This is a genomic window from Metabacillus litoralis (assembly GCF_007994985.1).
Classification (GTDB): Bacteria; Bacillota; Bacilli; order Bacillales; family Bacillaceae; genus Metabacillus; species Metabacillus litoralis.
The window spans coordinates 30,295-52,229 of sequence record NZ_VOQF01000017.1 but is presented as its reverse complement, the minus strand read 5'-3'; the positions used below and the strand labels follow the sequence as shown (position 1 = coordinate 52,229).

Annotated in this window: 25 protein-coding genes and 1 pseudogene; 13 read left to right on the top strand and 13 right to left on the bottom strand. The window is 34.3% G+C overall.

Going from position 1 to position 21,935, the window contains the following annotated elements:
* Nucleotides 1-115: 115 nt before the first annotated feature.
* Nucleotides 116-340 (top strand): mother cell protein YfhS, encoded by a 225-nt coding sequence (gene yfhS, locus FS935_RS20240; protein ID WP_146950459.1) that lies wholly within the window; start codon nt 116-118, stop codon nt 338-340.
* Between the two features lie 56 nt (nt 341-396).
* Here the strand turns inward: yfhS and mutY are convergent, their stop codons facing one another.
* A complete protein-coding gene (mutY, locus tag FS935_RS20235) occupies nt 397-1,497 on the bottom strand; it encodes an A/G-specific adenine glycosylase (protein ID WP_146950458.1) in 1,101 nt (366 codons plus the stop codon).
* Nucleotides 1,498-1,734: 237 nt separating this feature from the next.
* Here mutY and FS935_RS20230 point away from each other — a divergent pair, with 237 nt between their 5' ends.
* A complete protein-coding gene (locus FS935_RS20230) occupies nt 1,735-2,715 on the top strand; it encodes a metal-dependent hydrolase (protein WP_146950457.1) in 981 nt (326 codons plus the stop codon).
* Between the two features lie 75 nt (nt 2,716-2,790).
* Here FS935_RS20230 and FS935_RS20225 read toward each other — a convergent pair whose 3' ends face one another.
* The gene (locus FS935_RS20225; protein WP_146950456.1) at nt 2,791-3,060 is read right to left on the bottom strand and encodes a YfhJ family protein; all 270 of its coding nucleotides are present in this window, start codon (nt 3,058-3,060) and stop codon (nt 2,791-2,793) included.
* A gap of 111 nt (nt 3,061-3,171) precedes the next feature.
* On the opposite strand from FS935_RS20225, the gene FS935_RS20220 reads away from it, so the two are divergent.
* The gene (locus tag FS935_RS20220; protein WP_146950455.1) at nt 3,172-3,336 is read left to right on the top strand and encodes a small, acid-soluble spore protein K; all 165 of its coding nucleotides are present in this window, start codon (nt 3,172-3,174) and stop codon (nt 3,334-3,336) included.
* A 35-nt stretch (nt 3,337-3,371) separates the two neighbouring features.
* Nucleotides 3,372-3,533 carry a YpzG family protein gene (locus FS935_RS20215; protein WP_146950454.1) on the top strand — a complete coding sequence of 54 codons (162 nt, stop codon included), beginning with the start codon at nt 3,372-3,374 and terminating at the stop codon, nt 3,531-3,533.
* A gap of 24 nt (nt 3,534-3,557) precedes the next feature.
* Here the strand turns inward: FS935_RS20215 and FS935_RS20210 are convergent, their stop codons facing one another.
* Both FS935_RS20210 and recX read right to left on the bottom strand, forming a co-directional pair.
* Nucleotides 3,558-3,890: a YfhH family protein gene (locus tag FS935_RS20210; protein ID WP_146950453.1), complete on the bottom strand. Its 333-nt coding sequence runs from the start codon at nt 3,888-3,890 to the stop codon at nt 3,558-3,560.
* Between the two features lie 13 nt (nt 3,891-3,903).
* Nucleotides 3,904-4,707 (bottom strand): recombination regulator RecX, encoded by an 804-nt coding sequence (gene recX / locus FS935_RS20205; protein ID WP_146950452.1) that lies wholly within the window; start codon nt 4,705-4,707, stop codon nt 3,904-3,906.
* A gap of 205 nt (nt 4,708-4,912) precedes the next feature.
* On the opposite strand from recX, the gene FS935_RS20200 reads away from it, so the two are divergent.
* The 7 genes and pseudogenes from FS935_RS20200 to FS935_RS24045 all read left to right on the top strand — a co-directional run bounded on the left by FS935_RS20200 (nt 4,913) and on the right by FS935_RS24045 (nt 10,376).
* A complete protein-coding gene (locus FS935_RS20200) occupies nt 4,913-5,809 on the top strand; it encodes a TIGR01777 family oxidoreductase (RefSeq protein ID WP_146950451.1) in 897 nt (298 codons plus the stop codon).
* Nucleotides 5,810-5,963: 154 nt separating this feature from the next.
* On the top strand, nt 5,964-7,091 hold the full coding sequence (locus FS935_RS20195) for an amidohydrolase (RefSeq protein ID WP_146950480.1): 1,128 nt from the start codon (nt 5,964-5,966) through the stop codon (nt 7,089-7,091).
* Nucleotides 7,092-7,658: 567 nt separating this feature from the next.
* The gene (locus FS935_RS20190; RefSeq protein WP_146950450.1) at nt 7,659-8,219 is read left to right on the top strand and encodes a GNAT family N-acetyltransferase; all 561 of its coding nucleotides are present in this window, start codon (nt 7,659-7,661) and stop codon (nt 8,217-8,219) included.
* A 391-nt stretch (nt 8,220-8,610) separates the two neighbouring features.
* Nucleotides 8,611-8,739 (top strand): YfhE family protein, encoded by a 129-nt coding sequence (locus FS935_RS20185; RefSeq protein ID WP_146950449.1) that lies wholly within the window; start codon nt 8,611-8,613, stop codon nt 8,737-8,739.
* A 79-nt stretch (nt 8,740-8,818) separates the two neighbouring features.
* Nucleotides 8,819-9,013 (top strand): YfhD family protein, encoded by a 195-nt coding sequence (locus FS935_RS20180; protein ID WP_146950448.1) that lies wholly within the window; start codon nt 8,819-8,821, stop codon nt 9,011-9,013.
* Nucleotides 9,014-9,314: 301 nt separating this feature from the next.
* Nucleotides 9,315-9,815, top strand: a pseudogene (locus FS935_RS24050) (peptidoglycan recognition protein family protein); the annotation flags it as partial.
* Nucleotides 9,798-10,376 (top strand): peptidoglycan-binding domain-containing protein, encoded by a 579-nt coding sequence (locus tag FS935_RS24045; protein ID WP_240050980.1) that lies wholly within the window; start codon nt 9,798-9,800, stop codon nt 10,374-10,376. The pseudogene FS935_RS24050 and the gene FS935_RS24045, both read left to right, overlap by 18 nt.
* 111 nt (nt 10,377-10,487) lie before the next feature.
* Here FS935_RS24045 and FS935_RS20170 read toward each other — a convergent pair whose 3' ends face one another.
* On the bottom strand, nt 10,488-11,621 hold the full coding sequence (locus FS935_RS20170; RefSeq protein WP_146950446.1) for a DEAD/DEAH box helicase: 1,134 nt from the start codon (nt 11,619-11,621) through the stop codon (nt 10,488-10,490).
* A 628-nt stretch (nt 11,622-12,249) separates the two neighbouring features.
* Here FS935_RS20170 and FS935_RS20165 point away from each other — a divergent pair.
* Nucleotides 12,250-12,447: a hypothetical protein gene (locus FS935_RS20165; RefSeq protein WP_146950445.1), complete on the top strand. Its 198-nt coding sequence runs from the start codon at nt 12,250-12,252 to the stop codon at nt 12,445-12,447.
* 488 nt (nt 12,448-12,935) lie between these two features.
* On the opposite strand, the gene FS935_RS20160 is transcribed toward FS935_RS20165, so the two are convergent.
* From FS935_RS20160 to FS935_RS20125, 8 genes are all read right to left on the bottom strand, one after another.
* The gene (locus tag FS935_RS20160; protein WP_146950444.1) at nt 12,936-14,132 is read right to left on the bottom strand and encodes a class I SAM-dependent rRNA methyltransferase; all 1,197 of its coding nucleotides are present in this window, start codon (nt 14,130-14,132) and stop codon (nt 12,936-12,938) included.
* Nucleotides 14,133-14,244: 112 nt separating this feature from the next.
* Nucleotides 14,245-15,213 (bottom strand): sugar phosphate isomerase/epimerase family protein, encoded by a 969-nt coding sequence (locus FS935_RS20155; protein WP_146950443.1) that lies wholly within the window; start codon nt 15,211-15,213, stop codon nt 14,245-14,247.
* Nucleotides 15,214-15,241: 28 nt separating this feature from the next.
* On the bottom strand, nt 15,242-16,255 hold the full coding sequence (locus FS935_RS20150) for a Gfo/Idh/MocA family protein (protein WP_146950442.1): 1,014 nt from the start codon (nt 16,253-16,255) through the stop codon (nt 15,242-15,244).
* A 5-nt stretch (nt 16,256-16,260) separates the two neighbouring features.
* The gene (locus tag FS935_RS20145) at nt 16,261-17,292 is read right to left on the bottom strand and encodes a Gfo/Idh/MocA family protein (protein ID WP_146950441.1); all 1,032 of its coding nucleotides are present in this window, start codon (nt 17,290-17,292) and stop codon (nt 16,261-16,263) included.
* Nucleotides 17,293-17,333: 41 nt separating this feature from the next.
* The gene (locus FS935_RS20140) at nt 17,334-18,056 is read right to left on the bottom strand and encodes a ThuA domain-containing protein (RefSeq protein WP_146950440.1); all 723 of its coding nucleotides are present in this window, start codon (nt 18,054-18,056) and stop codon (nt 17,334-17,336) included.
* A 223-nt stretch (nt 18,057-18,279) separates the two neighbouring features.
* Nucleotides 18,280-19,308 carry a LacI family DNA-binding transcriptional regulator gene (locus FS935_RS20135; protein ID WP_146950439.1) on the bottom strand — a complete coding sequence of 343 codons (1,029 nt, stop codon included), beginning with the start codon at nt 19,306-19,308 and terminating at the stop codon, nt 18,280-18,282.
* A 565-nt stretch (nt 19,309-19,873) separates the two neighbouring features.
* Nucleotides 19,874-20,146, bottom strand: coding sequence for a hypothetical protein (locus FS935_RS20130; protein ID WP_146950438.1), 273 nt, complete (start codon nt 20,144-20,146; stop codon nt 19,874-19,876).
* Nucleotides 20,147-20,376: 230 nt separating this feature from the next.
* Nucleotides 20,377-21,498, bottom strand: coding sequence for an NAD(P)/FAD-dependent oxidoreductase (locus FS935_RS20125; RefSeq protein WP_146950437.1), 1,122 nt, complete (start codon nt 21,496-21,498; stop codon nt 20,377-20,379).
* A gap of 202 nt (nt 21,499-21,700) precedes the next feature.
* Between FS935_RS20125 and FS935_RS23505 the strand changes: the two genes are divergently transcribed.
* A complete protein-coding gene (locus FS935_RS23505; protein WP_158638676.1) occupies nt 21,701-21,865 on the top strand; it encodes a hypothetical protein in 165 nt (54 codons plus the stop codon).
* Nucleotides 21,866-21,935: the final 70 nt, after the last annotated feature.

The window sequence follows — 21,935 nt, the reverse complement described above, 5'->3', positions numbered from 1 at the left end:
TGTCAGCTCCTCATATGTAAACAATCGTATAGATGTAATCATTGTATCAGATACTATAGTGAAACTTCTATTTTGATTTGAATTTTTACTCGGTAGTAAAGGGGGATTTAACTTCATGTACGTAGGACGAGATATGACAGAGCTCTCTATGATGTCAAAAAAAGAGTGGAAGAAGGAAGAATTAGCTTATTTTCATCACTCACTTCAACAAGTAGTACCTTACTTAAATTCTGAAGGTCAAACCATTCATCGAGAAATTGTCGAAGAAATAGAGGCACGTGGTGGATTGAAAAGAAACGAAGCAGATTGGACTCATGGAACAAGAGTTCAGTATGATTGAGAAAAGAGTAAGGCGCGTTTAGCTCTGATTTCAGAAAAAGAAAAAAGGCTGACTCATTAAGACAAGTCAGCCTTTTTGTAAATTTGATATATTTTTTGATGTGAAACAGGAAACGCATATCTTTGTAGCTCTTCTTCTGTTACAGGTAAGAGATTGGTATCATTAACGTTTTTGACTTTCCCTATAAAAACAGAAATATTCCATATCAAATGAGAAAATACGTGTTCAACAGTTCCTGTTAGTTCTGAGAGCTCTGCCTCAATTCCATACTCATTTAATAGAAATTCACCTAGCTGATCGCGATATGTTTTCCCACTCATGGAGTCAAGCTCTAAATTCGGGTATTCCCAAAGGTTTGCAAGTAATCCCGCTGGTGGACGTTTATGGATATAAAGCTTACCCGTATTATCATACAAAACAGCAGCAGCCATTTGGAGCGGCTTTGGTTTCTTTTTCTTACTTTTAATCGGAAGCTCTGATTGAACTCCTTCATCAAATGCTGTGCAATGTTCACGAACAGGACAAAGAAGACATTTTGGTGAGGTTGGCGTACATATTAATGCTCCTAACTCCATAACTGCTTGATTAAAGGATGATGGATCTTCCTTTGAAATTAATTCATATGTTGCTTCTTCGAATATTTTACGTGTTTTAGGTTTTGCGATATCCTCCCATATTGAAAGGATACGTGATAGTACTCTCATGACATTCCCATCAACTGCTGGTTCCGGGATATTATAGGCAATGCTTAAGATCGCACCTTTTGTATAAGGACCAACCCCTTTTAGCTTTGAAATTTCCAAAGGAGAATCCGGTACCTTACCACTGTATGTTTCTTTAACTTCCTTTACAGCCGCTTGTAAATTTCTTACCCTTGAATAATACCCAAGACCTTCCCATGCTTTTAATACCTCTTCTTCATCTGCATCAGCTAAAGCGTTAATGGTAGGAAACTTGGTAATAAATGCGTTAAAATAAGGAATAACTGTATCAACTCTTGTTTGCTGAAGCATAATTTCTGATACCCAAACCTTGTACGGATCTTGATCCTTACGCCAAGGCAGGTCCCTTTTTTCAGCAAGGTACCAATTTATTAAATCGTCTTGAAATTCTTTTATCGGAAAGCTTTGTAGCTTATTTTGTACATCATTAATCATTAAAATTTTCCTCCGCATGTTATTTTCCTTCATTTTTGGGAAAATAAAGAGTAATGCTATATTTATCACAGCAATCACTTTTATAAGAATAGTACAAGAACTAGTCTTTTTAAAGCATAGATGTTTAAAATAATGCACATTGGACAATATTACCACATATAAATTCAAATGAACCTATTAGGGTTATCAAGTATAAGTACTAACTCCTTTTAGAGTAAATATGAGGAGGTTTATTGTTTGGATACTGGAACACATATCGTAATGGGAATTGCACTAGGAGGACTTGCCACACTTGATCCGGCTGTTGGTGTTGATAATCCTACAGCACAAGCCGTAATGATTGGTACAATTATCGGTTCACAAGCTCCTGATCTAGATACCATTTTAAAACTTAGAAACAACGCCAAATACATTCGAAATCACAGAGGAATTACACATTCTATTCCAGCAATTTTTATATGGTCATTTTTAATCACTGGTTTACTGACAATTTTCATCCCAGAAAGCAACATGCTGCATTTATGGCTATGGACTTTACTGGCAATTGTTCTTCATGTTTTTGTTGATATCTTTAATGCTTATGGAACTCAAGCTTTAAGGCCTTTTACAAAAAAGTGGATTGCTTTGGGCATTATTAATACATTCGATCCTTTTATCTTTTTCACACATATTGTCGGGATTATCATTTGGGTCTTAGGTGCTCATCCTGGATATACGTTTTTAAGTGTATATGCTGTGTTGGTTGGATACTATGTGATTCGTTTCTCGATGCAACGAAATATCGTTAAACAATTGCATGAGCAGCTAGATTACATTGAAGAAATAATTATTTCGCCCACCATGAGGTTTAGACAATGGCATATAGCTGTTATGACAAAGGAGCATTTTCATGTAGCAAGATCAGTTAATGAAAAGCTAATTTTTTTAGATGAATTTGACAGGGTGCCTGTTCCTCAGACTAATATTATAAAAGCTGCTGAAGAAGATGATAACATCTCTGCTTTTTTATCATTTTCACCTGTTTATAGGTGGGAAGTTGATGAATATACAGATCATTATGAAGTTCGGTTTATTGATTTAAGATATAGAAGTAAAGGGTATTATCCTTTTGTAGCAATTGCTCAATTAGATCAAGAATTGAACATTGTTAGTTCTTATACAGGCTGGATTTTCAGCGAGGAAAAACTACGTAAAAAGTTAGAGCTTATTCCAGAATGAGTTAAGGACCAGACGTCTTATGTCTGGTCCTTTTTGTGCCATATATTATACTTAATTCATTAAACAAACATTTAATTAATGCTTCAAATAATCATCATTATTTAATAAATGGCTGTATTTAGGGTTTGTTGCAATGAATTCATGAAGCTTATCACCGTAATGTGTGATGAGTTGACGAACCACCATTTCTGTCATTTCTTTTCCTTTATAAGTTCGACCTGCCTTTGCTTGAGTTGATTCAAAATCCTCCCATAGCAGCTCGACCCATGTTCGCGCTTGAGCGTAAGAAAGTGTTTTATTTTTTTCTAACAATTCATTTGTTAATTGTTCAAAGTACATTTCCATTATTCTCACCTCTAGGTAGGATTAGCTACTTATAATTTTCTTCTGTTGCACTATACTATAAATACGCTTCAATTAATGAAGCTACTGAATGATGATTTGGAGGGGATTGCATTGCGTAACAAACAAACTGGATTTCCAAATATGAATAATAACAAGTTTGAAGGCGAGCCAAGAGCAAAAGCAGAATATGCTTCTAAACGAGCAAACGGCACCATTAACACTCATCCACAAGAACGAATGAGAGCTTCTGGAAGTCGTGAAAATCCTTACTCTTAACTTGCAGTAACCAAACTTGCGGAGGTGCTATTGTAATGGGTACAAATAAGAAGAAAAAATTCTATGATAATTTGTATTCTAACGCATTCACTCAACCTTGGGCTAATCCTAAACATTCGCACGCACAAGTGAACGGAGAAACCCAACAAACCCAAGATCTCATCATTCTTGAAAGACAAACAAGAAAACGCTCATAACCGAGCATTTGAAGACTGACAGTCCTATGACTTGTCAGTCTTCATTAACATGGAAATTGGTAAAGCTTCTTCTACCTCTGGAGTTGAAATTCTAGATCCCCATGCAAAAATCCCATTCATATAACTAATTTTAAAAAATTCTCCAGGAGCACCTTCTACTTCATACGTTTCTTCAGGTTTATAATCTTTAGGATCTAATAAATAAGATTTAGCCATCGTAATTTTACGTTCTAGTACAGCAAATTCATTTATGATTCCTAATTGCTCAGCTTTTCTAGCTTTTTCTTTTAGAGTGCCAATTTCAGTTTTTAATTCATACTCCGTCATTTCACTATATCTTTTTTGATTTGTTGTCATCCTTCATGTCCCCTTATGATTCAGCATCTAAATATTTTTCAATTAATTCAATTGGAAATCCTTTTCGGTATAAAAATTGCTTCATCTTCATTTTATATTGATAGGGCTCTTCATTTTGATACTTTTTCTTTGCCTTTTCAGCATGCTTTTCAAGAGCAGACCATTCCTCTGATTCATCTTGTTCAAATTGTACTTCTTCTAATGCAATTGAAATAATTTGAAAGGAAAATCCCTTTCTTACTAAATGTTGCTCTATTTTTTGCTTTAATAGTACTGTTGATAACTTATTGTTTTTTTTCAAAACCTTTTCTGCATGTGAAATAGCTTCTTCTATTTGCGCATTCTCAGTATATAATGATAGTGCTTGTTCAACAAAAGACTGCTCAATCCCTTTTTCATAAAGCTCTCGCTTAATCACAGTTGGTCCTTTACCATTTGTTTGCCATTGTGTTCGAACATACGCGATCGTAAATTCAAGATCATCTACATATTTATAGTCCTTTAATTTAATGATCACTTCAGCAATAACAGCATCATTGTATTCTTTTTTGCTAAGATAGTCTTTCACTTCTTTAATAGACCGCATACGATAGCTTAAATATTCTAATGCTTTATTATAGGCTTTCTTTATCGAGTCTCCGTATTGTATTTCAATAATATCAAATTCATCAAGTTCTTTGCCTTTTTGCAAATTGTATTTTATAAAAACATCTTGATCTACACTAAAAGCATATTTTTCTCCACTTCCATCATCTAAGAAAATATTCAATCGATCATCTGTTTTTTTCTGAGTTGTAATTTTCGTAATAATTGCCAAATCAATCACCTACTATATATAACTAATTTTTAAACACATCGAAATGTGGATATTTCTACTAGAAAGGGTATAAATGAAATAGATCTATTTTTGCATCTATTTTAAGCAAAATAAAAGAAAATGAGAACTTTATATATTTCAACAATTTTATAAATAACAGTTTAAGAAGATACCCCGTTACTACTAGAAAAGGAAGTGAGTATTCATGAAAATAGCGATTACAGGTGGAACAGGATTTGTTGGAAAACACTTAACTAATCATTATTTAAATAATGGTCATGATGTATATATTTTAACACGAAGTGACAAAACATCTTCTCAAAAGAACTTACAATATGTTCAATGGCTTTCAAATGAAGCAAACCCTGCTTCATCATTAGAAGGAATAGATGTCATGATTAACCTTGCAGGAAAATCAATTAATGATCGGTGGACAGAAGATGCAAAAAAGGCAATTGTTGAAAGTAGAGTAAAAGCAACTAGAGAGGTTTACTCCATTATATCTAAGCTAGAGAAGAAGCCCTCTGTCTTGATTAATGCAAGTGCGATAGGTATCTATGGTACATCTAGAGACAAAACATTTACTGAGGATTCTACAGAGAGAGGTACAGATTTTCTAGCAGAGACAGTAAAGGTTTGGGAAAAGGAAGCATCTAAAGTTGAAGAACTAAATGTAAGAACCGTATTTACTCGATTTGGGATTATTTTGGGCGCGGAAGGTGCGTTACCAAAAATGCTTTTACCATATAAATTATTTGCAGGAGGAAAGTTAGGATCTGGGGAGCAATGGGTGTCATGGATTTCTATCGAGGACCTTGTAAAACTTATTGATTATGTAATTCAAAATGATAAAATCACTGGTCCGGTAAATGCAACAGCACCTAATCCTGTAAAAATGAACGAATTTGGCAAAACTATTGGTAATATCCTTAATAGACCTCATTGGCTACCAGCACCTGAGTTTGCTTTAAAAACAATATTAGGAGAAATGAGTATTTTGATCTTAGAAGGTCAAAAAGTATTACCTGAAAAATTAGAGAAACATCATTTTACATTTACCTACCCTTATGTTGATGAAGCATTACGAAACATTTTAAAGTGATCTAAAACAGTTTGTTTACATTCTCGAATTTTAAAAAACAGTGGTATCTTTTCATCTTAAAAAGACAATATAAAACTCTGTTTATAACAACTATCTAGTCTTGTAGCAAAAATACTTCAGAAAAGTGCCTTGAAGAATGGAGCTCAATATGAATATAAAATCGACACTTTTTAAGCAAGCTACAGTTTATCCTGTAACCTCAGCTGTTAAATATGAAACAGATGTTTTAGTTGAAAACGGCATAATTATTGATATAGGGAAAAATCTCCAAGCAACTAAAGAAGTAAACATTATACAATGTAAAAATCAATACCTATTTCCTGGATTTATTGATGTTCACACACATTTAGGTTTATATGATGAAGGCACTGGATGGGCTGGTAATGACGCAAATGAAACGATTGAACCACTAACACCCCATATAAGAGCATTAGATGGTGTTCATCCACTTGATCCTGCTTTTACGGATGCCATAAAGTACGGAATTACAACTGCTCATGTTATGCCAGGAAGTGCAAATGTAATTGGCGGTACAACATCCGTTATTAAAACTTATGGAATAAATATTGAGAACATGATTGTACAAGAAACAGCAGGATTAAAAATTGCTTTAGGTGAAAACCCAAAACGAATGCATAGCCAAGGAAACAAAGATTCCATAACAAGAATGGGAATCATGGGAATGCTACGTGAAGCTTTTTACAAAGCAAAATATTGTGATGAATCAGAGGATTTCCGCTCTATTTCAATAAAGAAAGCATTACGTCGTGAGATACCTGTGAGAATTCATGCTCACCGTGCAGATGATATTATGAGTGCTATTCGGTTTGCTGAGGAATTTGACCTGGATTATCGAATAGAGCATTGTACAGAAGGACATTTAATCGCTGATGAACTTAAAGAAAAACATGCTAAAGTGTGTGTTGGTCCTACCCTCACAAGAAAATCGAAAATTGAATTAAAAAATAAGAGCTGGTCAACTTATCAAGCACTTTCTGAAAAAGGTGTAGAGGTATCGATCACAACAGATCATCCATATACTCCGATTCAATATTTAAATATTTGTGCCTCTATTGCTGTAAGAGAAGGATTTGATGAACAAAAAGCACTAGAAGGAATCACCATTACAGCAGCTCGTAATTTAAGAATTGATGATATTCTAGGCAGTATAGAAATAGGCAAAAATGCAGATTTAGTAGTTTGGAATCATCATCCATTTCATTATTTATCAAAACCTCTTATAACAATGATAAATGGGAATATCGTATATAAAAATTGTTAGAAAACACTGAAAATACTATTTCAATATTACTTCTAACTTGAATACATTACTGTTTAATACTATTTCTAATTAAAGCATTAAACCGTTATCATAATAAACTTTTTTAAATAAAAAAATTTACCAAATACAAAAAAAGCCTTGTAGAATAACAACTATATTAAGATAAATATTTTTTTTTTGTAAATCGACAAAAAAGGAGTATCTTTTTCATTTAAATTAACGTATTATACTCCAAGGAGCGATAAGAAAAAGAAAAAAGAGCAGGTGCTTTGATCAACCCAGGCAGGTTTAAGACTACAGAAAAACAAAGGTGCTCTTCACCTGAAAATGCTGTATGACTTATAGTTTATTTTGGGAGTATATCAACACGAAGCTGCTTACTTTTAATCTTTCTTATCTACAAAACTTAATTAGTAATGGGAAGGCAAATGGTGCGCCACCATCTTAACTGGTTCTAGTGGGTTCGATTCCCACCCCGAAATTTTTTAAACGCAAAATCAATATAAAAAAATTTCGAGGGTGGGTAGACCATAACACGTGGAGTCTGCCCTCATTGGAGGGATCCAAATGCTAAAAAAACGTGATGTACATGATAGTCATGCACTTTATGATCACATGGTTCACCCTGATGTCTTCCCATTTGTGCGCCACAAAGCAAATTCATTTGAAGAATATTTATTTTTAACAAAACAAACGGTTGAGGCCGAAGAACGTGGTGAATTGATATCACGTACCATTTTAGACGAATGGGGCTCTCCAATTGGAACGATCAGTCTTTTTGATATTCAAGATAATGCTGGATTTTTAGGAACATGGATCGGCAAACCATATCACGGAAAAGGCTATAATAAATCGGCAAAAGATGCATTCTTTCATGAGCTTTTTTATGAACTAGATATCGAAACAATCTTCTTACGTATTCGCAAGAAAAATGTTCGATCAACTAAAGCTGCTGAAAAACTGCCATACGTTGTTAATGCAAATGAAACTAGAGCTAATTTACTTGAGCAGATTAATAATGGGGAAGATTTGTTTAACCTATTTGAAATCTCAAAAGATCTATATACATTTTACACTTATCACCAAACATCTGAAGCTGATGAACATCAACATCTTAAAGAAGCATAACGATAATAATAGCCAAGAGAGTTTCTTGAACTCTCTTGGCTTTTTAGTATTTGGCTATGTTAAAGCTTAATGTTGATTTTTAGAACTTTGTTGATTGGAGGTGAATATATGAGACTCCTTCTTAGAGAAGCGTGTCAAAGGGAGACCCCACAGGCGCGCAGCTTACGAGGAGGCTCCCGGACCTAGGAAAAAAGGTACTTTTTTCCCGGGAAAGCGAATGCCTGTAACGGAAATCAACAACAAAGTTTAACAAAGCCTAGTATTTAGCGTAAATACCCTATTCTCATCGTCACCGATATGTAAGCTTCACACCCTTTTCTTGTTTGGTATGAACTATCACTTATTTGTCCACAATAAGGAAGAATACTTTTATTATGAGAGGATGTTTAAAATGGCTGTAGATCGAAAAAAGCGTGATAAGTCAAAAAGTACTCTTTCTAGTATGCAAGAAGTAACATATTCAAGAGAATTCCAAAAAGCTGATCGTGCCGGTGGATACATAAGTAAATCTAAACATTAACTTCCAACATGAAAAGTATGAAAAAAAGCCATCCTAATGATTGAACATTATGTTCAACATTCAAAGGGGGGCTTTTTTCATGGGTAGAGGACATCAGCATAACCATAAAGCACGAGACAAAAATTCAACCACTTTACCACAAACACCAAAAAACCTTAAAAAAGATGGTGTTGATGAGGAATTTTCTAGAGAGTTAGCTGATCAAGAGGATCTTGAGGCTCAAGCAAGAGCAAATGCAGCTAATCAACGTCAAAGTACAAATAGAAATTTATAATGCTTACAGGAAAAAGGGTGAATTTTCACTCTTTTTCCACAATTGTGGATAAGAATAAGGAACATTGTGGATAACATTTATGCCAAACTGTGGATTTTGTGGATATATCTGTTGGTATCTTTAAAATCAATATAACTTTTTCCACAGCTATTGTTAATAAATATTTATTGAAATTACATAGATTTGTTAATATTGTGGATAAAATAGATTCATGCTTTTTTGATACACATAATAACTTCTGACCTCATATACTTAAATGGAACAACTTTGTCAAAATTGTATATGACAGGAGTGAAAATAAATGGCTTATGAGATCACTCGAGATTATATTCGCACTGGTAATTCTAGACCAGGTATAAATATAGGAACAGTTCGGTTTATAGTTAGCCATGATACAGGTAATCCTGGTTCAACAGCGTATGGAAATCGTAACTATTTTGATACACAGCAACCTTCTGCCTCTGCACACACCTTTATTGATGATAATTATATTTTAGAAATCATTCCATTAAATGAAATAGCTTACCATGTTCGTCCAAGTGTTCCAGGAGATAATAGGCGTTATGGAGCAAATGCAAATGACGCTGCAATTGGCGTTGAGTTATGTCATGGTGGTGGCATTAATTTTCAACTAGCATATGATCGGTATGTATGGTACCATGCCTACTTATGTGACAGATTTAATTTAAATCCTAATTCAGATATTATTGCTCATGCGACACTTGATCCCTCAAGAAGAACAGATCCTATAGGTATATTAAGAAGTAATGGAATTTCCTGGTCAATGTTTATAGATGATGTTGTCGAAGAACTACGAGATTTCTCTGGAGAAGTTGATGAAGACACACCATCAAATCCTACACCTTCTCGACCTCAAAGACCTACCGCAACTTCAAGACTACCGATAGGTGAAGGTGATTCAGGCTTATTTGTAAGAGATGTACAGCAGCAACTAATTGATGCGGGCTATGGCTTACCTCGGTTTGGAGCAGATGGAATTTTTGGAGAAGAAACAGAAAATGCAGTAATGAGATTCCAAAGAAATTATAATCTAGCTGTAGATGGCCTAGTTGGTCCAGTTACAATTTCAAAGCTACAGCAAGTTTTACAACAAAAAGTATCAGCACCTGATTTCCCATTACCCAATGGTATTTTAAGACGCGGTGATCAAGGAAATGCTGTTAAACAAGTTCAAAGAGCTCTAAATCAAATTAATTTTAAACCAGGTGCTATTGACGGCATTTATGGTCCTAATACCGAGGATGCAGTGCGAAGATTTCAATCAATGTATGCAGCATTAGCTAATGATGGAATATATGGTCCTAACACAAGACGTTATATTAGAATGGAATTAAATGAGTAAATTATACGTATAACCATTCCGTAGAAAACATATAGTAATATTACAGCAAAGAATTAACAACAAGAATTAACCAAGAGGATCTCTCATAATTTGAGAGATCCTCTTGATTCTTTATTCCTCTATTACAAGCTCTCCTCTGTATAACTGAGCCTTTTTCAATGTTATATTTATTTCTTTTGCAATTTTCTTTAATTCTCTTACTTCTCTTTCTGTGACAATTGAAATGACTGTTCCCTCATTCCCCTGTCTTCCTGTTCGACCTGAACGATGCACATATTGATCACTACTTAATGAAAGATCATAGTGAATTACATGTGTAAGTCCAGCAATATCTAATCCTCTAGCAGCAACATCTGTTGAAAGCAATAACCCTTGTTTATCAGTTCTCAAGCTCTTCAGTGCTGCTTCTCTCTTCTCTTTACTTGTATCACTATGTAATAGATGAAGATCAACACCTTTAAACTCTAATTTCTCTGCAAGAACATCCAGATTACCAATATCTTTAACAAATCCTAAAGCCTTCATTGGGATATTCTTCACTAATCTCTCTAGCATTGATAGCTTTTCTCTCTGTTCACATACAACATAGGTATGATCTACTTTTCCTACTGGCACTTCATCAAGACCTATCTTAACTATTTCCAGGTTACTCTTCATAAAGTCTCTAGCTTTTGATTCTGTACTTTCATTTAATGTTGCAGAAAACAACACAATTTGTCTCTCGTTTAATGTTGTTTTAATGATTTCTTTCAATGTGTTCTTATGTTCTGCTGCTAATAGTTGGTCTCCTTCATCTAATACTAATGCTTGTACAGCATGCATTTTTAGCTTTTTCATTTTTATTAATTCTTGTAATCTTCCAGGCGTACCAACAATAATTTGCGGGCTTTTTTTCAGCTTTTCAACCTGGCGTTTAATATTCGCACCACCAATAAAAGAAGCGCTTGTTAACCCGCTACCTTCAGACCACTTCTTTATTTCATCAAAGATTTGCATAACAAGCTCTCTTGATGGAGCCAAAATCACAACTTGAGCTGATTTTTTATTTTGATCAATACGATTAAGTAATGGTAGAACATATGCTAATGTTTTCCCAGTTCCAGTCGGAGATTCTGCAATAACATCCTTCCCCTCTAAAATTGGTGGTATTGCTTTAACTTGAATAGCTGTAGGTGCTTCAAAAGTAGCTTTCTTCCAGTTATCCTGTATAAATGGTTTTAATTCTTGTAAAAAGTTTTGTGTCATAGTTATTCTCCTTTTGCTTTGTCTACTTTAATATAGTTAAACCTTAATGGTGTTTGCAGAGACCCAATCACCAGAGGAAATGATATGTAGAAATGGACTTGCTTTATAAAAAATTATTTTTCACTAAAGTGGCTATTATTATGAAACATAATATAAAAGTCATCACTTATAGTACAGCTTTATATCAATAAAGGCAAAGATATTTTCTATTAACTGTGAACTGTTATCTTAAGCGTTAACCTAAATCTAGTTTTTATAACAAATAATGACTTCTCCAACTTATGTTTCGCCATATTTCCCCAGAAATAATTTCCTTTCAACAATTACTGATAAGCTAAAAAATTCATAAAAAATCGCTGACAAAATTTCTTTGATTTTTTTATAAAAAAGATGTTTACTCCATTTAAAAACAGGGTAATACCACCATTAGCACAAACAAAAACATTAATGTATGCGGTTATTTTCACATTTAACTTCCTCTTGATTTAGGAGATTTTTTAATAAAGAAACAAAGTAACAGTCTAAAAACGTGCTATATACCTAGAAGAAAAAGATGGTGCAGTTCGGAATTTATTTTATTACACCTGTAGAAGCAGGTAGAAAAATATAGAGATAAGGTGGGAGAATAATGGTTAGACACATCCAAATAAAAAAATTAAACGAGATTAACGGTGAATTATCAACAATTTCAAGTGAATGTGAACGTGCCTTTTCAGCATGGATTAAAGATCGTAGTAATAATACATTATTTAAAGAATATCGTGAGCTTCTTAGTAAACGCGATCGCGTTATAAAAGAATACAAATCTTGTATTGTTGTGAATTAAACTTTTGATGCGTTGTAAAATGCGTTTTTAACGTATTAAGTAAAAGCTTTATTCTAAAAAAATGTCCCTGTGTACCTTTGATATTTCTCCTTAACAATGCTCTCATTGTAGGGAAATATTTTTAAGAGATGGTCTATTAAATTTAATGATATATTAATGCTTAATGCATGAATTCATTTAGGAATTCATGCTTTTTATGTGTTTCTGTAGTTGAAGTTATATATTATTTGATAGGAGCAAGTATTGTTAAACAACTAATGATGACGGACATTTTGGCTGTGGGTGCTTCTGCTTTTGTCCCTCATTCGCTCGATGAGGCCCATTTTAACTGTGGCTGCGCCTGCTTTTGTCCTTCATTGGTTCGACAATAACAATGAACCCTACCCTTTCCTTGTAAGAGCACCACCTTATTAGCTTCATACCGCAAGCACTTCATACTTCCACAACAAAAAAGATCAGCTCTCATTATCAAGAGTCTGATCCCCCGTTTATCCTTCTTTTTTAATAAATACAACTTTTAAATAATTACCCTCTTTAAAATCTTTAGAAGTTTTAAAATCCTTTGGCAAACTATATTCTTCTAGAATGTTATATTTCTCTCCTGATTCTTTAAATGCTTTATCAATAAAGCCTTTAAATTTATTCATACCGAATGTGCTACAGTTCGTTGAAGCAACAATAACACCGTTTTTATTTGTAATTGCGATGGCCTGCTTTAATAAATCAGGATAGTCTTTTCCAGCACTAAATGTATGTTTTTTGGATCGGGCGAAGCTTGGGGGATCCAAAATGACCATATCAAATCCTAATTGTTTTTTAACAGCGTATTTAAAATAATGAAATACATCTTCTACGATAATATCTTGTGCTTCATAATCAATATTATTGATACTGAATTGTTCAATTGTTTTTGACTTGCTCCGATTTGCAAGATCTACACTTGTTGTTTTAGTTGCTCCACCTAGTGCTGCTGCAACTGAAAATGCTCCTGTATATGAAAAGGTATTTAGCACACTTTTACTATTGGCATATTTATCACGAATCGTTCTACGTACATCCTTTTGATCAAGGAAGACTCCAACCATCGCGCCTTCATTTAGATAAACTGCAAATTTGATTCCATTTTCCTTTACGATCAGAGGAAAGCTTGCTCGCTCTCCTGATACAAAATCATCGTCTTCAATATATGTACCTTTGCTATCAAAGCGCTTTTTCTCATAAATCCCTTTTATTTCAGCTACATTTTTTAGTGACTGAATTATTTCATCTTTGAATGTGTAGATACCTTCACTATACCAACTTATCACATAGTAACCATCATAATAATCAATCGTTAATCCACCAACACCGTCTCCCTCTCCGTTAAAAACTCGGAATGCAGTTGTATCGGGATCTTCAAAAAGTGGTTTTCTTGCAGAAAGTGCGAGCTTAATCTTGTCTTCGAAAAACGCTTGATCAATGACTTCGTTAGGATTAAAGCTTAGCACCCAGCCTCTGCCTTTATTTTGGATTCCATAATAGCCTTTTGCAAGAAAGCTTCCTTTTTCATCAACTAAATCAATAATACTTCCCTCTACCTTTAAAACATTGGGATTTTGGATTGCATCATTATTAATTAGTGGATAACCTGATCTGAAAAATTTAACAAAATCTTTTTTCACTTGAACTCGAGCTGCTTTACTCATTTCTTCACCACTTCTTTATATATTTCCGAAAAAACGAACCTCTTCCATCATACCCATTCTTTCATAAAAAATAAAACCCCTCTTGGAAATCAAGAGAGGTTTCTATAAAGAATTATACCCACCACATTTGTGACGGAGATTCTTTAATTAATACAGATTTTAAATTTGTCACAGCGCGTTCAAAGCCTTCGTCAATTGACATAATAGGGTCTTCATGCTCAATACTCACTACATAGTCGTAGTTATAAGTACGAAGTGCACTCATCATGTCATTCCATTCTGTTAAGCTATGTCCACAACCAACAGATCTAAATGTCCATGCTCTTGTTTGTACTTCGCCATATGGCTGCATATCTGTTAGTCCATACATGTTTACATTATCTTGATCAATATATGTATCTTTAGCATGGAAATGGTGGATCGCATTTTCTTTTCCTAAAATTTTAATAGCAGCTACTGGATCAATGCCTTGCCACCATAAATGACTTGGATCTAGGTTAGCACCAATTGCATCACACGTTGCTTCGCGTAGCTTTAGCATTGTGTAAGGAGTATGAACTAAAAAGCCACCATGCAGTTCAAGACCAATTTTCACATTATGCTCTTGTGCATATTTGCCGACTTCTTTCCAATAAGGAATTAGTTTTTCTTCCCATTGCCATGTTAAAACATCACCATATTCATTTGGCCAAGGAGTTACCGGCCAGTTAGGGTATTTTGCATCCTCAGAATCTCCTGCAGTACCAGAGAAAGTATTAACAACCGGAACATCTAGTAAAGAAGCTAGTTTGATTGTTTTTAATAAAGTATCATTGCTTTCCTTTGCAAATTCTTTATCAGGAGAAATTGGATTACCATGACAGCTAAATGCGCTGATAATTAAATCTCTTTCCTTCACTTTTGCTATATATTCGTTACGTTTTTCTTCACTTTCTAACAGTGCATCAAGATCACAATGTGAATTTCCTGGATAACAACCAGTACCAATTTCCACTGCATTTAGTCCTGAAGCCTTCACTCGATCTAACATATCTTCAAAGGATTTATCATTAAAAAGTACTGTAAAAACACCTAGTTTCATTAAAATTCCTCCTTTGGGGTCAGACCCCCTACTTGTTAGCTGATTGATAAATACGATCTATAATTTGTGACACCTGTAATGCTTCTTCCGGCTTTACGACTAGTTCTGTTTTACCAAGACATGTATCAATGAAGTTTTTTGCTTGTTCAACACCAGGGTCGTCTTCTCCTGGAATCCATGCTGCTTGGCTGTTCATCAGCATTCCGTTTTTTGTTGAATATAGCTCTAGTGGGAAAACACTTAAGCCCCCTTCAACTCCTGAAATACTTACATGTTCTTGGTCATCCAGAATATTTGCTGCCCATGATGTTTCTAATAAAAGAGAAGCACCATTTTCAAACTTAATATATGCTGTTACATGATCATCTACGTCAAAGGTTTCATGATCAAATGAGCCCCATTGATTAACGCTATTTGGTGTTTTACTTAATGTATTATATGTGCTTCCATTAACTTCAATATGTTTAGGACTTCCCATTAACCAGATTGCTAAATCTAATAAATGGCAACCATAATCTATTAAGCTTCCACCACCTTGTAGTGTTTTATTAGTAAACACTCCCCAGCCAGGAACTTTTCTTCTTCTTAATGCTTGGACTCTTGTAACAAGTGGTGTTCCAACCTCTGTCATTAACTTTTTCGCTGCTTGAGCGTTTTTCATAAATCGATAATGAAAGGCGATAGCAAGAACCTTATTTGTTCTTTTTGATGCTTCAAGCATTTTCTCACATTCTTCTGCTGAAAGAGCCATTGGTTTTTCACAAAGAACATGAACTCCCTCCTCTAAAGCTGAGATTGTGATTTCAGCGTGAAACTTATTTGGTGTACAAATGCAAACAGCATCAACATGCTCAAACATATCCTTGTACTCTTCAAAAACATGTTTTATCGTAAATTTATCTGCTACTTCCTGAGCTCTTTCTTTATTAACATCACTAACAGCTGTGATTTCACAATCATCACTAAACATTTGAAATGCTGGGATATGACGTCCTTGTGCAATCCCACCTACACCGATGATTCCTATACGTAATTTACTCATAAAAATCACTCAAATACTTTTGCAATTGTTTTAGTTTCATTTGATTTAATTGCAGCAAGAATAACAGCTAAAGACTTCATACCTTCTTCACCAGTAATTAATGGCTCTTTATTTTCAACAACAGCTGATACAAAATGATTTATAACATGTGTTGTTTGTTGGCCACCTTCATCATTTGACTGAATTTTACCTAATTCATAGTTCACTGTTTCACCGTTTGTATATTGAACAACAAGTGAATACGCTGGATTATCTTCAAGGCGAATAATTGCTTTTTCACCATAAATAATTGTTGAGTTATCTTCTTTAGCTGTGTAAGACCAGCTTGCAGCTAACGTTCCGATAATTCCACTTTCAGTTTTAAGTGCACAAACAGCTGTATCATCTACATCAGCAAATTCTTTTGCCGTTGTTTCAATAAATGCTCCAACCTCAACAATTTCTTCTCCTAGTAGATAGCGAAGTAGATCTGTTTTATGAACACCTAAGTCACCCATTGCACCAATATAAGCTTTTTCTTTAACAAAGAACCAGCTATCTTTTCCATCAACACTCCAGCCCTCAGGTCCTGGATGTCCAAATGCTGTTCTAAAGCTATAAATCTTCCCAATTTCGCCACTTTCAATCAATTGACGTGCAAGTTGATGTGAGCGAACAAAGCGCTGATTGTGAGCAATCATTAATTTCTTATCATTTTTCTGTGCTGCTTGGATCATTGCATCTGCTTCTTCCTGAGAAGTTGCCATTGGCTTTTCACATAAAACATGTAATCCATTATTTAATGCCTCAATAGATATTGGAGCGTGTAGATAGTTTGGTGTACAAACACTAACTGCATCAACTTCACCACTAGAAATCAATTCTTTATAGTCAGTAAAGGCTTTTGCTCCATATTTATTAGCAATTTCCTTAACACGATCTTCAACGATATCACACACTGCTACTAATTCTACCTCTTGACTTGCTGCATATTCTGGAAGATGACGAAATTGCGCAATACTTCCACATCCGATAACACCAACTCTTAATTTACTCATCATTATTTCCTCCTAAGATTAGATATCTATATTTAGTTATATTATTTTTCGGAAATTGTTTCTAATGGCTGTGCGTTCCCATAAACAGGTCGCTTACGATCAACTGGCTTCACATAGTTTACTGCGTTTTTAATTACTTGTTGAATTTGTTCATTATGATATGTTGGGTATGTTTCATGACCAGGGCGGAAGTAGAATATTTTTCCATTACCACGCTTGAATGTGCAACCACTTCTGAAAATTTCTCCACCTTCAAACCAGCTAGTGAAAATAAGCTCATCAGGTGCTGGAATATCAAAGTGCTCTCCATACATTTCTTCTTTTTCTAACTCAATATATTCACCAATTCCTTCTGCAATTGGATGAGCAGGATCTACAACCCACAGACGCTCTTTATCATCTGCTTCACGCCATTTTAAATCACAGCTAGTTCCCATAAGCTTTTTGAAAATTTTCGAGAAGTGACCAGAATGTAAAACAATTAATCCCATACCATCTAAAACTCTTTGCTGAACTTTTTCTACTATTTCATCTTGAACTTCATCATGTGCAAGATGACCCCACCATACTAAAACATCTGTATTTGCAAGAACCTCATCTGTTAGTCCGTGTTCTTGCTCATCAAGAGTTGCTGTTCTCACTTCATGATCTTCTTTTTGCAAAAACTCAGCTATTGCGCCGTGAATACCTTTTGGATAAATTTCACTTACTACTGGGTTTTTCTTTTCATGTCTATTTTCGTTCCATACAGTTACTTTAATCATCATTTTCCACCCTAATCTATTATTATTTTAATTTAGTCTACTGCCGTAACTATTATTGCTTTTATAGGTTATTATTCTTCACGTATTCAAGGTGTTGATTTCTGAAAATATCTAAGCCAATAATAAAATGCTCTATATTAACAGAATCTATTCCTATTTCTTTTGTGAACCGGTTAACTAACGATAATAATGTGATGAGATTAGATGAACTCACCTCCTTAATTTATTCCATTTCTTTCGTTGAGCTTCTAATAACAAGTTCAACTGGTAGCATTATTTCTTTTGCTTCAACTTTATTTGTCTCAATTGCTTTTATCGCTAACTCAGCTGAAAGTGCACCTTTCTTAAATACATCTTGACGAATCGTTGTTAAGCTTGGTGAAGAATATTTACTAATCATCAAATCATCAAAGCCTACAATCGAGAAATCATCAGGCACTTTTATTCCATGATCATTCAGAGATTTGATAATACCTAATGCTGTAATATCAGATGACGTGAATATTGCAGTTATTTCTTTATTTCCAGCAATTTCTTTACCAATTTTATATCCATTTTCAAAGGTGTTATAATTTCCTTCAATGGTCATTCCATCTCGAAAAGCAATATTCGCTTCAGCTAAAGCCCGTTTAAAGCCAAGAAAACGTTGACCATCAACAGCTATATCTATTCTTCCATTTGGAATAAAGCATATATTTCTATGTCCTAAATCGATTAAGTGTTTTGTTCCTAGATAACCACCTAACTCATCATCTATCCGAATGTTCGAATAGTATTTTGCATAATCCTCAAAAGAATCAATAAAAACTAATGGTATAGATAGCGTTTTCATTTCTTCAAAAACATGTTCAGGAAATGTTCCTAAAACGAGCAAAGAATCTAGATTACGTTTCATAACCCAAATTTTACATTCATCCGCTTTTGAAATACCTGAAATAACAAAGTCATAGCCGTTTGTACGACATTCATATTCAATTCCACTTAATAATTCACTATAATAAGGATTTTCTTTAAAAAGTGGTGCAAGTGTGTCACCAACTAATGGCAAAATAACACCTAACATTTTAGATTTTCTTTTTGATAAACTTATGGCTGTGAAATCTGGTTGATAATTTAATTCATCAATCGCAAGTAGCACTCGTTCTTTTGTCTCGTCTGAAACTTTGTTTACTCCATTGAGCACATAAGATACTGTTGCTGGAGATACACTGGCATGTTTAGCTACGTCTCTAATTGTGATTTTCTGATTCATTTTGCCTCCGGTTAAACGGTTAACTAACTTTGATGATATTATATAATACGCTTACATTGAGAATCAAGTCTTTCTTTACCATTTATTATTTTTATCTCTAGCTTTTTTATGTATTTTTCTACTTTATTTGCTCTTTTTTTATTTTATTTGCTCTTTGGGTTAGTATATTTGAATCCTTTGTCATTATATTTGCTGTTAATGAACTTTTATTTGCTAATATTCAGCTTATATTAGTTTTTCGACAAAATTCCACAATATTAAATTCAAAACTTCTATTACTATTAGGTATAAATTCTATATAACTGGTAAGAATCTATATTATTACTAATAGATTGCGAGGGTTTCTACATGAAAACTATTTTACCTGCGATTTTCCTAGTGTTTTTTACATTTGTTGGCTTTAGTGTTTATTTCCTTTATCAGCTAAGTGTTTTTGCTATAAAAGTGATGGTTTACACAGTTTAAGTTTTTCATTTAATAGTATTTATATAGTTTCTAGTTATAAGTACAGAAATTCATACTAGTTACATTACACGAAAAGAAGGTGCGCAACTTAAATAGTTGTTCACCTTCTTTTTGGAGAATAATTTCCACGCGGCATATATTTTGTAAAATAAGCACCAACAAGTATGAGAATCATCGTTACTAACCAGCTACCTATTCCTAATAAGTTAAACCAGTACCCAAATAAATTCACTGCTGCAATCAGGAAAAAGCATATCGAGGTTAAGCTAGTTTTAAAACCAGCAATCCCTAATTTCTTCCTTTTTCTCACAGTAAAGTAGATTGAAACAAATAAGCTGATGAAAAGAATTATTGAGAGAATGGTTTCGATCATCTTTCAATCAACTCTCCCTTCTTAAATAAGTGCTGTTTTCACAAACTTTGTTGCTTTTAAATACACGAGAAATCAGCACAGTAGTAAGTCTAGTGGCATCTTTTCTTCTTAAAATGGTTACCTTTTATGCGAAAATATACTATTTCCACTGTATATTTTGGTTACATAGCAACAATCTTTCAGAAAAGAGCCTAAATAAACGTTTAATTAGAAATGTGACTTGCAGCTTCTTACTCCGCAATCGCACCAGCAACCGGGTATTGATCCAAGTCAATTTCCAGATCCATATCTAGTGCAAGGTTTGCTAGCTGTAAACCTAGAAAAGGACCACTTGTTAAACCAGATGCTCCAAGTCCATTCGCTAAAAATAATCCAGAGTACTCTGGTAATGCACCTATAATTGGCAGAAACCCAGGGGTAAAAGGCCTAAAACCCACTCTTGTTTCTACAAATGTACTCTCAGCTAAGCCAGGAGCAATTTCTAGAGCTTTTTCTAATATTGCATGCACTCCACCTGCAGTCACGCGATGATCAAAGCCTGCTTCATCTTCATGTGTTGCACCGACAACTATACGACCAGCTTCAAAGGATAAAATATATTGATTATTCGGCGGCATAATTACTGGCCACTTACCTGTATCAGCATCATTTATTTCAAGATGAACAATTTGCGCTTTTTGAGGGGTTACTTTAAAACAAATTCCTAGAGAATCTAATAATTGCTTTGACCATGCTCCACCAGTAACAATCACTAAATCTGCTGTTAGTTCTTGTTCTTGTATTTTCACACCTAAAATTTTCTTATTGTTCGTGATTAGAGAAACTGCATCATCCTTAATTAGTGTCGCACCATTCTTAATGGCACCCTTCATCAATGCATTACACAGTGCTCTTCCATCAACACGTGCACCTCCACTTACATACACAGAGCCATACCCTGCTGCTATAGGTGGAAATAATTTTTGAGTTTCTTCTGGAGGTAAAATCTTTACTTCTCCGATTTCAGGTGCTTCTTCACGCCGTTTGATTGCTCTTTCAGCCATTTTCTCTAATTTTTCAGTATCCCTATTTAGGCTTATCGCACCAACACGACGATATCCTGTCTCTGTTTCACCATCTTCTTTTAACTTCTCAATGAGCTCTGGGTAATACTTTGCACCACATTTAACCAGATGGTACCAGGCTTTGTTTCGTCTTTGTGAAACCCACGGACATACAATTCCTGCTGCTGCAGCAGTCGCCTGACCCTTATCTTTTCTGTCAATAACCATTACATCAGCACCATATTTAGCTAAATGGTATGCAGTTGACGCCCCAAGAATACCTGCTCCTATCACAATAACCTTCTTCATTCCAAGCACCTTTTCCTTTATTTTATACCTCAATTGTAACCTAACAAGATCAGCAGACTCAATTTATGTTAATAAGATAGCTTTTTGGTTTATCTCATTAACGTACTGGGGGACAGTCCCCATCAAGTCCCCATCAGACGACTTTAACTCCTAAAGATGCTAGTAAAACATAGAGTGAGTTTATAATATAGGGGGGAGTATGATGACAGCTACACGAATTTTTATTTCGTTAACAATGAGAACCGTTTTGTTTATTGTTTTTGGTTTAGTAACTAATAACTACAGTATTTACCTCTCATTAATTAAAACAGATAAAATCTCATCTAAAAAAGATGCACATCAATTGATATGCATCTTTTTTAGGTGAAAAATTTATATCATTCTACTCATGTAATGAAGTGTCCGCCTGTTAATAGGTAAATACAGTTCTTACTGCT

Bases quoted from the DNA above. Each gene is read 5' to 3' on its own strand.
- yfhS (WP_146950459.1), top strand. From the start codon at position 116: ATGTACGTAGGACGAGATATGACAGAGCTCTCTATGATGTCAAAAAAA.
- mutY (WP_146950458.1), bottom strand. From the start codon at position 1,497: ATGATTAATGATGTACAAAATAAGCTACAAAGCTTTCCGATAAAAGAA.
- FS935_RS20225 (WP_146950456.1), bottom strand. From the start codon at position 3,060: ATGGAAATGTACTTTGAACAATTAACAAATGAATTGTTAGAAAAAAAT.
- FS935_RS20215 (WP_146950454.1), top strand. From the start codon at position 3,372: ATGGGTACAAATAAGAAGAAAAAATTCTATGATAATTTGTATTCTAAC.
- FS935_RS20210 (WP_146950453.1), bottom strand. From the start codon at position 3,890: ATGACAACAAATCAAAAAAGATATAGTGAAATGACGGAGTATGAATTA.
- FS935_RS20200 (WP_146950451.1), top strand. From the start codon at position 4,913: ATGAAAATAGCGATTACAGGTGGAACAGGATTTGTTGGAAAACACTTA.
- FS935_RS20190 (WP_146950450.1), top strand. From the start codon at position 7,659: ATGCTAAAAAAACGTGATGTACATGATAGTCATGCACTTTATGATCAC.
- FS935_RS20185 (WP_146950449.1), top strand. From the start codon at position 8,611: ATGGCTGTAGATCGAAAAAAGCGTGATAAGTCAAAAAGTACTCTTTCT.
- FS935_RS20180 (WP_146950448.1), top strand. From the start codon at position 8,819: ATGGGTAGAGGACATCAGCATAACCATAAAGCACGAGACAAAAATTCA.
- FS935_RS24045 (WP_240050980.1), top strand. From the start codon at position 9,798: ATGTTTATAGATGATGTTGTCGAAGAACTACGAGATTTCTCTGGAGAA.
- FS935_RS20170 (WP_146950446.1), bottom strand. From the start codon at position 11,621: ATGACACAAAACTTTTTACAAGAATTAAAACCATTTATACAGGATAAC.
- FS935_RS20165 (WP_146950445.1), top strand. From the start codon at position 12,250: ATGGTTAGACACATCCAAATAAAAAAATTAAACGAGATTAACGGTGAA.
- FS935_RS20160 (WP_146950444.1), bottom strand. From the start codon at position 14,132: ATGAGTAAAGCAGCTCGAGTTCAAGTGAAAAAAGATTTTGTTAAATTT.
- FS935_RS20155 (WP_146950443.1), bottom strand. From the start codon at position 15,213: ATGAAACTAGGTGTTTTTACAGTACTTTTTAATGATAAATCCTTTGAA.
- FS935_RS20150 (WP_146950442.1), bottom strand. From the start codon at position 16,255: ATGAGTAAATTACGTATAGGAATCATCGGTGTAGGTGGGATTGCACAA.
- FS935_RS20145 (WP_146950441.1), bottom strand. From the start codon at position 17,292: ATGAGTAAATTAAGAGTTGGTGTTATCGGATGTGGAAGTATTGCGCAA.
- FS935_RS20140 (WP_146950440.1), bottom strand. From the start codon at position 18,056: ATGATTAAAGTAACTGTATGGAACGAAAATAGACATGAAAAGAAAAAC.
- FS935_RS20135 (WP_146950439.1), bottom strand. From the start codon at position 19,308: ATGAATCAGAAAATCACAATTAGAGACGTAGCTAAACATGCCAGTGTA.
- FS935_RS20130 (WP_146950438.1), bottom strand. From the start codon at position 20,146: ATGATCGAAACCATTCTCTCAATAATTCTTTTCATCAGCTTATTTGTT.
- FS935_RS20125 (WP_146950437.1), bottom strand. From the start codon at position 21,498: ATGAAGAAGGTTATTGTGATAGGAGCAGGTATTCTTGGGGCGTCAACT.
- FS935_RS23505 (WP_158638676.1), top strand. From the start codon at position 21,701: ATGACAGCTACACGAATTTTTATTTCGTTAACAATGAGAACCGTTTTG.